Annotated in this window: 8 protein-coding genes; all 8 read right to left on the minus strand. The window is 72.6% G+C overall.

Features of this window, described 5'->3' with window-relative positions; translation table 11 throughout:
- Positions 1–32: 32 nt before the first annotated feature.
- Positions 33–1,334, minus strand: coding sequence for a hypothetical protein (locus ABZX61_RS22595; protein WP_355197283.1), 1,302 nt, complete (start codon positions 1,332–1,334; stop codon positions 33–35).
- Positions 1,335–1,412: 78 nt separating this feature from the next.
- Entirely contained in the window at positions 1,413–2,873 is a 1,461-nt protein-coding gene (locus ABZX61_RS22600) for a hypothetical protein (RefSeq protein ID WP_355197284.1), read from the minus strand.
- Between the two features lie 112 nt (positions 2,874–2,985).
- The gene (locus tag ABZX61_RS22605) at positions 2,986–3,390 is read right to left on the minus strand and encodes a (deoxy)nucleoside triphosphate pyrophosphohydrolase (protein ID WP_355197286.1); all 405 of its coding nucleotides are present in this window, start codon (positions 3,388–3,390) and stop codon (positions 2,986–2,988) included.
- Entirely contained in the window at positions 3,387–4,481 is a 1,095-nt protein-coding gene (locus tag ABZX61_RS22610) for an NlpC/P60 family protein (protein WP_355197288.1), read from the minus strand. The genes ABZX61_RS22605 and ABZX61_RS22610 overlap by 4 nt, the downstream gene beginning before the upstream one ends.
- Complete coding sequence (locus ABZX61_RS22615) at positions 4,478–5,104, minus strand: hypothetical protein (RefSeq protein WP_355197290.1); 627 nt, start codon at positions 5,102–5,104, stop codon at positions 4,478–4,480. The genes ABZX61_RS22610 and ABZX61_RS22615 overlap by 4 nt, the downstream gene beginning before the upstream one ends.
- Positions 5,105–5,110: 6 nt before the next feature.
- A complete protein-coding gene (locus ABZX61_RS22620) occupies positions 5,111–7,435 on the minus strand; it encodes a type IV secretion system protein (protein WP_355197292.1) in 2,325 nt (774 codons plus the stop codon).
- Positions 7,432–9,909, minus strand: coding sequence for an ATP-binding protein (locus ABZX61_RS22625; RefSeq protein WP_350725616.1), 2,478 nt, complete (start codon positions 9,907–9,909; stop codon positions 7,432–7,434). The genes ABZX61_RS22620 and ABZX61_RS22625 overlap by 4 nt, the downstream gene beginning before the upstream one ends.
- A gap of 47 nt (positions 9,910–9,956) precedes the next feature.
- Positions 9,957–13,430, minus strand: a complete 3,474-nt coding sequence (locus ABZX61_RS22630) for a TcpE family conjugal transfer membrane protein (protein ID WP_355197294.1) — start codon at positions 13,428–13,430, stop codon at positions 9,957–9,959.
- Positions 13,431–13,433: the final 3 nt, after the last annotated feature.

The following is a 13,433-nucleotide window of genomic DNA, read 5'->3' on the forward strand; positions in this document are numbered from 1 at the left end:
GGATCTCCAGCCCCCCTCATTTCGTTTCCCGGCTACTTCTTGCGGCCCCAGCGCCTGCGCTTGGGGTCCGGCATCTCCTTGGTCTGCTCCGGCTGCCCGGGCTCCGGCGGCAGCGGCTGGACGGCGGTCGCCTCCGCGTCGGGCGCCAGGTAGGGCGGCGGGTCGTACGCCTGCTGCTCCTGGGTCCGGTCCGGCGGGTCGAACAGGGACTGGCCGCCCTGCCACGGCTCCGAGTCGCCGGACTCCGACGCCGAGACCGCGCCGAGCGGGCGCTCCTGGCCGGGGACCTCGTACGGGTCGCCGCCGCCCGGCGGGATGTCCGCCGGCGGCGGGTCCGCCGGGACCAGCGGTTCGAACGGGTCGCGGAACTCCTTGGGCTTGGGCGGCTCGTGGTTGAAGGAGTCGAACTCGTCCGGGTGCAGCACCATGGGCTCCGCCACCGGCGGCGGCGGGGGCTCCTGCGCGTAGCCCTGGGGCGGGTATTGCTGCTCCTCGTAGCCGGGGACCGGGCCGCTCGGATACGTCTGCACGGGGACGAAGCTGATGATCGGCGCGTACGCCGTGCCGCCCGGGTAGCCGGGCGCGGGGAAGCCCGCCGTCGCGTAGTAACCGGGCCCCGCGGGGTAGCCGCCGCCCGGAGGAGGCGGAGGCATGTCCGGCCGGCCCATCGGCGGCCCGGCCTTGCGCACGGCGGCCGCGTGGGCCATCCGGCGGAGGCGTCCCTCGAAGATCAGGACTGCGAAGAGCGCGAGCAGGACCAGCACCAGCGCGGGGATGCTGAGCTTCTGCGTCAGCGACTTCTGGTCGAACTCCGGCGCCGCGTTCTTCAACTCCAGCGGCACCTCCTCGGCGGAGGCGGGCTGCGTGTCGCTCGGCTGCACCGACGGCGCCGTGACCGGCTCCGAGGACGCGACCTCCGGAATGTCGATGGACTGTTCGGGGGTGCTCTGCGCGGAGGTCGGGGGCGTCTCGACCGTCTGGGTGGGCAGCGGCTGGGGGTTCTGGTTCTGCGGCGGCGGTGCGCTGGTGGTCGCCGGAGGCGTCGTGCTCTTGGTCGGCTTGGGGGTCTTGCTCGCCTTCGTCGGAGTCGAGGTGACGGTCTTGGTGATCGTCGTCTCCGGCTCCTCGGGCTCCGGCGTGCCCGCCGTCTCGGTGACCGTGACGGTGGTCTCCGGCGAGGTGTCGCACACCTCGCCGATGTCACAGGGCTCGACCGGCTGGTACGCCGACACGGACGCACTCGCGCTCTGTACGATGAACGGTGTCGCTCCGACGCCGGCCAGGCCCAGCGCCAGGACGACAGCGGACGCGGCCGTCGCTCGCGTGCGTGCCACCGGTGCCCTCCGCGTATCCCGGAACCTTGGTCAAGGGAATACTAGTCGGGTCAAAGTAACAGTAAAGCCCGAATTAACCTACGTTTTGCTTTTTCGGCGTCTTTGCACCGTGCCAATCAACCACAGGGCTCCCAGCAGCGCTCCGATGCCTCCGGCGACGACCGGCAGCCCCTTCGGACCGTCCAGCGGGCTCGCCCATGCGACAGGGCGGGCGTGCTTCCGCGCCGCGGCCACATTCCACGGCAGCGGGACCACGCCTTCGGCGCCGCGCGCGGGCTGCCCGGCCGCTCCTGGAGCGGCTTGCGGCGCCGCCATGCCGGGCAGGAGAGGCGCGCCCCCGAACGGGGGCGACGCGCCGGGCAGGACCAGCGCGGGCGGAGCGCCGGGCACCGGCTGCGGCACGGCCTCCGGCATCCGCTGCAGGCCCTGAGGAGCCTGCGGCAGACCTTGGGGCAACTGCGGCACCTGCGGCAGCCCCTGAGGCACCTGCGGGAGGCCTTGAGGCAGCTGCGGCGCGACCTGAGGCCGCTGCAGGCCCTGGGGCAACTGCGGCGCGGCCTGAGGCAGCCGCTGCAGGCCCTGGGGCAGTTGCGGCACGGCCTGAGCCAGCTCGGGCGCCTGCGGCGCAGCCTGGGGCAGCTCAAGGCCCGGCACGCCCTGAGGCCACTGCGGCATCATCTGGGGCTGCCGGGGCACCTGCGGCACGCCGCCCTTCAGCCGGCGCGCGGTCCCTCCGGCCGCCTCACGCCGCGGCGCGGCCGCTTCGGCGGGCCACTGCCCCTCGAGCAGCACGCCGGCCCCGGCCAGCAACCGGCGTCTGGCCTGCGCCCCGGCGACCTCTGGCGCCTCCGCGTCGGCTTGCACCTTCGCCCAGGCCCGTGCGGGCGGGGCGGGCTGTTGCAGTTGAGCGAGGAGTCGTTCCTTCGCCTCGGCGTACTCGCGGCTCTTCCCCGGAGCCGCGCCGGGCACGCCGGGCAGAGGCTCTTCCGGGCTCACGCGGACCGCCGGGCCGCTGAAGCCCGCCTCCTCGTCCATGACGCGGGTGGCGGCCGTCTTGGTCTTGGTCGTCAGCGGGCCGCCCGCGTCGGCCCGCATCCCGGCCACCGCCGCGAGCACCACCTGCTTCGCCCCCGACGGCGTGGTGAGCGTCACGTCCACTTCCCGCTCACCGGCGAGGTCGCCCAGCTCGCACACCCGCGTCCCGGGCGGGACCGTGCTCGGCAGCACCGAGCCGCCCGTGACGCTCAGCGCCTGGGCCGCCAGCGCCCGCGCGGCCCGCACGCCGCCCCGGGCCGCCCCCAGGCCCGCCTCCGCGGCGGGCGCGGGCGCGAACGGCGTGCCCGGCGCCGCCGAGGCGCAGGACACCTGCGTCAACGCCGCCGCCGGGCTGGCCGCGATCGCCACCTTGACCCCGTCGGCCATCCCGTTCAGCCGCACCCGGAACCGCTGGACGTCGCCCGTCCTGATCCACACCCCGGGCGTGCTCACGCGCTCCAGCACCAGCGACACCCGGGAGGCCGCCAAAGGCACGGAGGGCACAGCCGCAAGGATCAGTGCACCCGCAATGATCCAGCCACGCCGCATCACTCCCAACTCCCCCGTTGCGACAGATGTCACTCTTGGTAGTCATTCTGTCACACAGAAGAGGCGCCTAATCCCGCGAAAGGAGCAGATTCTCCACAGTCTTCATCACGGGCAGATCCGCCCCGAGCCACTCGACCGAGTAGTACTCGCCGGGCCCCAGCCACCGCAGCGCCAGGTGCTCCCGAGCCTCCGGGATCCCCGAGGGCAGCGAGCACAGCCAGACGCGCAGCACGTACCCCTCGGAAAGCTCCCAGTCCCCGCCCACCTGCTCACCCACCGTGACCTCCACGCCGAGCTCCTCGCGGCACTCGCGGACGAGCGCCGCCGTCTCGCTCTCACCGGGATCCACCTTCCCGCCAGGGAACTCCCAGCCACCCGCGAGCGCCGGAGGCTCGGCGCGCTGGGCCGCCAGCACCCGAGCGCCCGGCGCGACGATCACCGCGGCCACCACGACCGTGTCGAAATCATTCACAGGGTAGGATTCTGCAGCTTCTTCAACTGCTCGAGCACGTCGGGGTTCTGCAGGGGGCGGGTGAAACCGAGGCGGTTGTCCCGGGCCTTGTAGCTGGTGACCTTGATCGGCCCGCACAGCCGGCACCGGGCCTCCAGCATCTTGCCCTTCGACACGACGAGCCCGACGTGGCCGGGGTTGTCGGCGGACGTGCCCGGACCGGCGTTGAAGAACACCAGGTCACCGGGCTGTTCCTGACCGTCTAAAACCTTCACGCCGAACGGCCACTGCCCGAACGTCGTACGCGGGATCATCAGCCCCGCCTCCCGATACGCCGCGAAGATGACGCCCGAGCAGTCGAACGCGTCGGGCCCCGTCCCACCCCACAGATACGGCTTGCCGCGCTGCGCCAGCGCGTATTCCAAAATCTTGGCCACGATGTCGCTCGGCGCGGCCTCCACCAGCGAGTCGTCGCATTCCTCCGAAGCCTGGGGCGGCACCTTGACGTCGCCCGACTTGGCGTACTTCCTGGCGATCGCCTCGACCTGGTCCACGTACCACCAGGCCCGGTTGTAGACGAACAGCGCCTGCCGTACGTTCTCCGGGGCTCCGTTGCGCTTGAGCATCCGCGCGGCGCCGAGGATCGCGTCGGCCGGGTTGTAGATGTCGCCCACCCCGTCGCCGTCGCCGTCGGAGGCGTACCCGGTGAACTTCGACGACATCGCGACCCTGGCCTTGCCGCCCCACGTGGAGATCAGGAACTGCATCGGCCCGGCCGCGCCCGCGTAGTTGGTGCCGCTCTTGACGCCCGGCAGGTTGGAGCGGCCGTGGTCGGTCTCGCGCTTGCCCACGGCGGCCAGGATGTTCCACTGGACGCCGATCTTCTTGCCGTACTGCTTGTAGAACTCCAGGTATTCGGAAGGGATGTCCGACGTCGCCGAGTCGGACACCTCCTCCACCTGCGTGTTGTCGTTGCAGTCGGGCGAGGTGCCGCCGTCGCTGAGGAACGACGGCATCGAGATCAGCAGCATCGGCGACACGACGACCGCCACCAGGAGCAGCACGCCGGCGGCGCCGATGATCAGCGCCAGCCGGGTACGTGAGAGCTTCACCCCGAGGTGTCCCCCTCCTGGCCCTCCGTGGCAGGCCGGATGTCGAAGATCCGCCAGTCTGCTCCCGACTGGGTCACCGTGACCGCGTACTCCTCCTGAGCCGTCTGGTTACCGCTCTTGGCGGTGACCTGCCTCGCCGAGGCGACCACGAAGATGATGGAGTTCTTCTCGATCTGCCTGATCTCCTTCAGCCTGGCCGTGGCCTTGGAGACGATCTGGTCGTTGCGGTTCTGCTCGACGGTGCCCGCCGAGGTCATGGTCCTGGTCAGCTCGTTGCCGAGCTCGGCCGTCGTGTACGCCTTCACGCGGGTCGCGTACGCCGCCGGGTCCTCGTCGTACCTGAAGGTGCCGTAGTCGGCGGTGAACCGCTCGGCCAGGTCCGCCGTCGCGGCCAGCTGCTCCTTCCTCATCGGCAGGAACGAGTAGATGTCGAACGGGGCGGCGCTCGCGGTCGCCAGCGGCGTGCTCGACGGAGCCGGCGCGCTGACGACCCTCGCCGGCTCCTGACTGGGCACGGCCTGCTCCTCCGGGTCGGGCCACATGGTCAGGTAGATGCCGACCGCGGCGATGACCACGACGACGACGGCGAAGGCCACCCCCCGCCTGTCACCTCCCTGCACCATGTTCGTTCAGTCCTTGTCCGGGTTGTTCGGCTTGAGCCAGAACGGCACATCCGGGCTGTCGCCTCCGGAGCCGCCGTTGCGGCTGCCGCGCAGCCAGAGGGGAGGAGCCTCGGAGCGGGACGAGGGCTCGTCCGAGCCGAAGATCCGGGGGCCGGACGAGCCTCCGGACGGCCTGGAGCCGCCGCCCGACCGGGTGGCGCCGTTGGACCTCGAACCGCCGCCGCCGAACAGCCCGCCACCAGAACCGCCACGCGAACCGCCGCCCGAACCGCCGCCCGAACCGCCACGCGATCCGCCGCCGGAACCACCGGAGCCACCTGAGCCGCCGCCGAACAGCCCGCCGCCGCTCCCGCGCGAACGCGTGCCGCCCGAGCCGCCGAACCGGGAGCCGCGCGACCCGCCGGACGAAGTACGCGACCCCGACGCCGAACCGCCGCGGGACGCCCAGCCGCCGCCGGACCGGCCGCCGAACCAGCCGCCGCCCGAGCCACCTGAGCCGCTGGAGCCGCTGGAGGCCGTGCCACCGGCCGCGCCGGCCACCCGGGGGCCGCCCGCCGCGGGACCGCGCGTGCGTGTGGGCGTCGTGCCCAGGTTGAGCGGCGGCGCCGTACCCCTGCGCGGCTCCATCGGAGCCCTGGCGCCCGCCTTGCCGCCCTGCTGGTCGGTGTCCAGCGGCGCGGCCGTGGCCGGTACGCGGGTGCCCGAGGGAACGCCCTCGCCCTCCTCGGCGCGTACCCGGGCCTGCCCCGCGGTGGCCGCCGCCGTGGCCGCGGCGCCCGCCGCGTTGGCGGCGCCGGCCGCCCTGATGAGAGGCTCGGCCTTGCGCAGCCCCCAGCGGCCGATCCTGGCCGAGGCGACCGGCGGCAGCGCGCCCGCGGACCGCTCGAGGACCGACGAGCTCGCCGCCTCGCCCAGCATGCGGGTGGTGACCGTGTGGCCGTTCATCGAGGCGAACAGGTGCTGGAACGGCCTGCGGTAGAAGAACACCGCGATCGTCAACAGGGCCATGAACAGCACCTGCAGACCCCATGGCATGGCCGTGGAGATGATCAGCGCGTACCCGTAGACGAGGACGCTGAGCACCAGCGTGAGCACGGCCTGCCTGAGCAGCGTGCCGACGAGCATCTCCACCCAGCGCATGGCGACGATCCGGCCGCTGCCCGGATGGACGCCGATCAGCAGGAACACGGGCCCGAGGATCAGCAGCAGCAGGAAGCCCACCTTCAGCACCAGCAGCGAGACCGCCACCAGGAAGATGAGCAGGCCGGCCACGATCGCCGCGATGAACGCGCCGACCGCCACGCCGAGCCGGTTGGACCAGTCACGGCCGGAGAAGACGGTGTAGACGGGGTCGTTCTTGAGCTTGTCGGCCAGCGAGGCGTACTCCGACTGGCGGGCGCCCACGTCGGGCGCCGGCTGGCCGGCCACGGCCCGCGGGACCGACTGCATCTCCAGCACCTTGCGGCCCCAGTCGCGCACGATCGGCTGCTGCGGGTCGGCGGTGCCGAACAGGCCCACCAGCCACGGCTTGCAGACCAGCGTGGACCACAGCGCGTCGGCGTTCTGGTCGACGCCCGGCGTGCCGGTCTGGGCGTAGCCGCCGGCCTGGACCTTCGCGTCGCCGCCGCCGGGCGGCGGCAGGCAGGAGGCGCCGCCCGCGCCCGGCAGGCCGGAGAAGGCCGAGTTGACGACCTCGCCGGTCTTGTCGGTCACGACCTTGCCCAGGCCCGTGAAGTCGCCGGGACGGCTGAGGAACCAGACCGCCACGGTGACCGCGAGCACCATCCAGATCACGCCCTCGGCGGTCGTGGTGGCGCGCTTGCGGATCAGCCCGTACCAGGCCAGCCAGATGGCGCCGAGGATGACGATCGGCTGGAGGAAGGGCCAGTACATGGCCTTGGAGAGGTTCGTGATGATGTCGTCGACCACGTCCTTGATCGCCTGGAGCGGTCCCTCCGTCGCCGCCGCCTGGTACGTGGTGATCGTCAGCCGGTCGATGGCCTTGGCCGCGGTGAAGATGCCGTTGGCCCACATGTTGCCGAGCACGGCCACGTAGTCGGAGCAGCCCAGGTCGTGGGTGTGCCAGAACTGGCCGCTCATGCCGAACTGGGAGTAGTTGGTGGTCGGCGTCTGCGGCTGGCCTTCGACGGCCGGCGCCTGGATCAGGCCGTCGGTGCCGCCGCCGACCATCTCCGGGTTGAGCGGGCCCGACAGGTCACAGGGCGCCGCGGCGGCCGGGGCCGACAGCCCGCCCACCACGATCGGCATCACGAGAATGCTCGTGACGAGCGCCAGTGCCAGTGCGAGCCGTCGAGACAGCCGGATCTTCATGACCGTACCTCCTGCGCCCTGCCCACGCCCCCCTGAAGATCATCATGCCCGCTGCCGTCGGGTTTGTCGTGCGTCGGGTTCGTGTCGAGCCAACGGAGAAGATCCTCGGAGATCAGGTCTACTCCGATCCGCCCCGCCCTGCCATCCAGATCGCGGAATACGCATTCGCCGTTGCCGAGCGAGCGCAGCACGGCCTTGTGCTCCTCCGACGGCTCCACCCCGAGCAGGGACATGACGTGGTCCACCTCCACCCGTTCGGTGGACCTGAACGCGAAGACGGACGACAGGCAGTTGGTCACCTGCTCGTTGAGCAGGTCGCCCGCGTTCTGGGAGACCAGCACGAGGGCGGTGTTGCGGGAGCGGCCCATCCGGCTGACCTCGGGCACCAGCTTGGCGCCCTCGGGCGTGGAGGTGATCGCCCACGCCTCGTCCAGGAAGATCGCCTTGGGGGCGCGCCGGTCGAGGCCGTTCATCAGCCTGCGCGCGAACTGGGAGACCAGGTAGAGCAGCGCCACCGACAGCCGCTGCTCGTAGGAGTAGTCGTCCCTGGTCGTGGCCACGTCGGGCAGGGTCAGCCCGCCCAGCGTGAACACGGTCGTCCAGCCCTCGCTGTCGATCTGGTCGCCGCCCGAGGGGTCGAAGCAGAGCCTGGCCAGGTGCATCTCCGACATGGAGCGCAGCACCGCGCCCAGGTTCTTCGAGGCGGGGTCGTCGGCCTGCTCCAGGAAGTCGACGACCTTGCCCAGCGACGGGTCGGGCGCGTTGGAGACCGCGGCCACCGCCTGGATCATGGCCGACTCGCGCTCCTCCGACATGCGGGGCAGCAGCAGCCTCAACGTCTCGGTGGCCATGGTCTTCTTCGCCGCGATGTCGTCGCCGAACGAGAACGGGTCGAGCAGCCCCGGCGCCGCCGACCCCAGCGGGATGATGCGGGCCTTGCGGCCCCGCTTCTCCAGCAGCCGCACCAGCGACTCGGCGTCGCCCTTCGGGTCGATCACCGCGACCGTCACGCCCCTGAGCGCCATCTGGTAGATCATCAGCAGCGCGAGCGTGGTCTTGCCGCCGCCGGGCTCGCCGGTGATCGCGATGGCGGTCGGCCGGTTGCGGGAGGCCGCCAGCAGCGGGTCGAAGTGCACGATGCTGCGGGCCCTGCCGACGGTCTCGCCGATGTACGGGCCGAGCCAGCCCTCGGTGCCGTCGCCCAGCCGGTCGCCGAGGTCGACGGTGGCGGTGGCCATGCCGCCCGCGATGGTACGCAACGGCTGCCGCTGCGCGTAGGCGTTGACGCGTACCTTCTCGCCCGGCAGCGTCTCGCAGAACAGCGAGAACTGGTCGCCCGTCGAGTTGACCACGTCGATGCCCATGTCGCGGTAGTGCTCGACGACCGCCTCGACGCGCTGCACGCAGATGTCCTCGGTGGGGGCCGACACGATCAGGCGGTGCCAGCCGTACACGAAGGGCAGCCGTTCCTTCGTGATGCCGTGCTCCAGCATGCGGGCCGCGTCGATCTGCTCGGCCAGCGCCAGCGGCGCCTCCGCGCCGGCCTCGCGGATGTGGTGGTCCATGTCGCGGGCGTGCGCGAGCTTGCGCGCGACGTCCTTGGACGCCTTGACCGGCGGGATCAGCCGCATCCGCGACGAGATCTCCACGGGGAAGGCGAGCTGGTCCGCGAAGTGCATCCACGGCTCGCCGTCCGGGAACGGCATGAGGTCGGGGAACCTCGCGAACGACAGGTAGGCCACGTACGAGTCGCCCTGCGGCTGCACGATGCGCAGCAGCGACCTGCCGTTGTGGATCTCCCCCTCGACCAGCGACTCGATCTCGCCCTTGCCCCAGCGCCGCTTCGGGCTGGCCGACGGCGGCGGGTCGCCGAGCGCGCCGGAGGCCGCGTGCTGGAACAACCACGCCACCTCGACGGAGGTGGCGTGCCTGGCGTAGAGGGCACTCGACGTGAGCGCCCTGCCGAGGCGTTCGGCCTGCTCGGTCCAGCGCCCGATCTCGCTGTCGGGGACGTGGTCGTCCTCCATGCCGAGCGCCTTCTCGGTCTTCTGGTAGAAGCCGAAGAGCTGGGACAGCACGCCGGCGCCGAGCTGCTTGCCGCGCGGGCCGAGCCGCACGCCGAGGAAGACCTCCTTGGACCAGAAGTCCTTCGCCCAGACGTGCCGGTACATCTCCTCCAGGTAGTCGCGCCAGCCGGGCCCCTCGTCGGAGGTGGCGTTGAGCGCCATGGCCCACTCGGCGGCGGGGTACGTGCGGTGCGCGACCCTCAGGTGGACCTCGGCGTCGGGCATCCTGATCGCGGCCAGCGCGATCGTGATGTTGGTGGCCAGGGCCTCGCGTTCGTCGGGTGTGACGAACTCGTAGCTGACCGTCGGAAGGCGGAAGTACGCCCATGCGGAGGTGTCCGTGAGCAGGATGCGGTCGTCGAAATACCGGACCGCCAGGCGCTGGTGCGCTCGTGCCGCCCTGCTCATGCCGCCCCCTCGGCGCATGAACGGGCCAGACCTGCTCGCTTGTTCACTTATCGCTCACCGATTCTCGTGCCCGGGGGGTCACTCGCCAACTCCTCTTCGCTCGGTCGGACGGTCTGTGCCTGTGCCGCGAAGCCCGCGATCACGACGCCGGCGAGGGCGAGATAGGCCCGTTTGCCGGCCGTGCGCAACTGCCCCGGGTCGACGACCTCCGCGCCCTCGGGCGCCAGACCGTCCTCCCAGGGGACCCTGACGATGGCCCGGCACCTGCCCCTGGCCACCGACTCCGCCTGCTCGACGTCGGCCATCGAACGCCTGCTCACGCCGTTGACCACCATGACCGCACGCCTGCGCAGCTCCGCGCAGCCGTGCCCGTCGAGCCACTCGTACGTCATCGCCACCGCCTCCGACGCCTCTTCGCTCGCGGGGACCACCAGGACGAGCTGGTCCGCGTACGGCAGGAGTCTGGCCGCCAGCGCGGCGGCCGGGTCGATGACGGCGAGCTTGTAGTGGCGGTCCAGCAGGCGCATGGACTCGCCCAACCGATGGTCGGAGAAGAACGACCGGTCCGCCAGCCGCTGTTCGGCGCCCGCGTCGCTGTCCGCGCTGATCACCTCGAGCCCCGAGGCGGTCCTCGTGGTGTACCCACGCATGGTGAGATACCCGCTGACGCGGTCGAGCCCGGACAGCAGCGAGGTGAGAGTTTCGGGCGTCTCCGGCTGGATCTTGCTCGTCAGGGTGCCGCCGCCGGTGTTGGCGTCGACGGCCACGACCCTGTCATCGCGGTATCTGGCGAAGGTGTGGCCCAGCATGAGCGCCGTCGTGCTCTGACCGGCGCCGCCGGTGCAGCCCAGGACCACGATCCTGCGGCTGCCGCCGAACACGCCCCTGGCCCTGGCCTCGTCGATCTCGGACCCGTCGGTCCGGACCCCGCCTCCGCCGACGACCACCTGCGCGATCCTCCGCCACCCGCCGGAGTCCCGCCCCACCACGGACTCGACCCGCCGCACCCGGCCTTCACCTGGGCGGGGGACGGGCACGGGAGCGACGAACTCGCCCCCACGCTCCTGCGGCGCCCCGACACCCCGACCGTCACCGGCACTCGCCGCACCCCGACCGTCTCCGGCACTCGCCGCACCCCGACCGTCACCGGCACTCGCCGCACCCCGGCCGTCACCGGCCTTCGCCGCCGCGCTCCGGGAGTCACCGGCATTCGCCGCCGCGACCCGACCGTCCTCGGCGCTCGCCGCCACCCGCCGATCACCGGCCGCCGGACCGCGCGCGTCGGGCACACCCGCACCCCGGTCACCACGCGTGCCGGGGAAGGACCCGCTCCGGTCACCACGTGTGCCAGGAACCGCCGCACCCCGGTCACCACGCGTGCCGGGCACGCCCGCGCCGGGCGCATCGCCCTTCGCCGCGAGTCGCCGCACCGTCGACCGCTCGGGCCGGTCAGCCGTGGACCGCTCGGGCCGCTCATCGGCCGCACCCGGCTCCTGCGCATCGGGCGCCTGCGTATCGGGCGCCTGCGTATCGGCAGCGCCGGGCACTTCGGCGGCCTCAGCGACCGGCTGCGGCGTATCGCCCTTCGGCGCCGCGACCCGCGCACTCGGCGCACTTACGCCGTCGCGCATCTCGGCAGCATCGTCGGCCGTAACGTCGTCGGCCTTCTCTCGCGCGTCGGCCTTCTCTCGTGCGTCGGTCTTCTTCGGTGCGTCGGCCTTCTTCGGTGCGTCGCCCTTCAGCCCGTCATCCGCCATAGCCGACGCGTCCACGCCACCCCGCGCATCCGTGACCTCGGCCACCGACTGCGGCACGCCCGCGTCCGGCGCGTCGCCGACCGCACCCGGCGTGTCGCCCGATGCGTCGGGCACGTCAGCCGTCGTGCTCAGCGCACCCGGAGCGTCGGCCGCCGTGCTCGGACCCGAGGCTCCGGCCGTCGTGCTCAGCGCACCCGGAGCGTCGGCCGTCGTGCTCGGACCCGAAGTTCCGGCCGTCGCGCTCGGCGCGCCCTGCGCGTCGGCCGTCGTGCTGGGCTCATCGCTCGGCGCACCCGGCGTGTCGGCCCTTGTGATCGGTGCCGTGTCCTGCTGGGGCGGGGCGGTGGATGTGGTGTCGGGGGACTCTGTGCCGGGCCTGGTGGCGGCGGGGCGGGGCAACGGCTTGGCGTCGGGGTTGAGCGGCGGCCAGACGCGCTGCGGGCCGGACAGCACCAGCGACGGGCCCAGCCGCGGCGGCTGCCCCTTCCGGTGCTGGTCCCGCGCGACCTCGTCCTCGCGCCGTTCCCCGCGCCTTTCCTCGCGGCCTTCCCCACGTCCTTCCTCGCGCCGTTCCCCGCGACCCTCCCCGCGGACTTCCCCGCGTCGTTCCTCGTCCCGCTCCCGGTCCCGCCGCTCGCCCTCCGCGGGACCCGAAGGTTCGGCGGGGGCGTCGGCGCTCGCCGCGAGCCGGCGCAGCCGCCGCAGCGCCTCGGTGTCGATGGGCTTCCCCGCGGCAGGCTTGTGGGTCTCCGTCTCGCTGACCGCCCCGGCCGCCCCACGGTCGGCACGCGACTCGTCGGGCAATCCGGAGCCGAGCCCCTGTACGTCCCCGTTCCGGCCCGCGACCTCCTGGCCCCGGACCCCGGCCGCGGCTTCGCGGCCCCGCGTCTCGACAGCGGGCTCCTGGTCCCCGACGTCGGCCAGAGCGGCGGCGGCCTCTCCCCGCCCCGTGCGTTCACGGCCGGCGGCATCCCGCGCGTCCCCGCGATCCCAAGCCGCAGCGTCCCCGGCGTTCCCGCGATCCCGAGCCGCGGCATCCCGCGCGTCGACGAATTCCCGGGTGGGAGGCTCGGAGCTCTCATGGCCGCCGGGCGGCAGGGCGTCCTGGCGGCGTCCAGGGCCGCCTGGAAGGGCCTCCTCGCGCCGCAACGCACCGACCCCGGACCTCGGTGCCGAAGGCGGGGCCGTCTCGCGTACCCGGGCCTTGAGGGCGGGCGCGGTGCCGCGGCGGGTGCCCCAGCGGCCGGTGGTCGGCTCCGCCACGGGAGCCTGGGAAGCGGCGGCGGCAGCGGCCGCGACGGCCGGGCGGACCTGGCGCGGACCGGCGATCCGCTGGCCCTCGCGCCGCCGCTGCGGCTGGCGGGCCTTGCGGGGCGCCTTCGACTTGGCCCGCGCGGGGGTGGTGCGCCAGACGCGGCCGGAGAACGTGATCGTCTCGGGCTCCGACATGGGCGCGAGGCGGTACCACGCCTTCGGCTGGCCCAGGTAGCGGAGCTGGGATTCGAGGAGCTCGGTGAGCCGCTTGCCCTCGATGACCGGACGGGTGGACAGCCACGTCACGATCCCGGGCGGCACGAGGTACAGCACGTGCCACGGCATCTCCACCGGCACGCCCACCAGGACCAGCAGGAGCGACCACGGAACGAACACCCCGACGAAAACGCCGATCCAGACGATCGGCAGCGGCATCGGCAGCCGTAGGTCGTACAGCTTGTAGAGCCGCTTCTCGATCCGCCAGATGTTCGTATATGTGGGCAGGTCCACGCC

It is taken from the genome of Nonomuraea sp. NPDC003709, from assembly GCF_040610775.1.
Taxonomy (GTDB): domain Bacteria; phylum Actinomycetota; class Actinomycetes; order Streptosporangiales; family Streptosporangiaceae; genus Nonomuraea; species Nonomuraea angiospora_A.

What these genes read in the sequence shown, in the direction of transcription:
- ABZX61_RS22620 (WP_355197292.1), bottom strand. Translation starts at nt 7,435, where the DNA reads ATGAAGATCCGGCTGTCTCGACGGCTCGCACTGGCACTGGCGCTCGTC.
- ABZX61_RS22615 (WP_355197290.1), bottom strand. Translation starts at nt 5,104, where the DNA reads ATGGTGCAGGGAGGTGACAGGCGGGGGGTGGCCTTCGCCGTCGTCGTC.
- ABZX61_RS22625 (WP_350725616.1), bottom strand. Translation starts at nt 9,909, where the DNA reads ATGAGCAGGGCGGCACGAGCGCACCAGCGCCTGGCGGTCCGGTATTTC.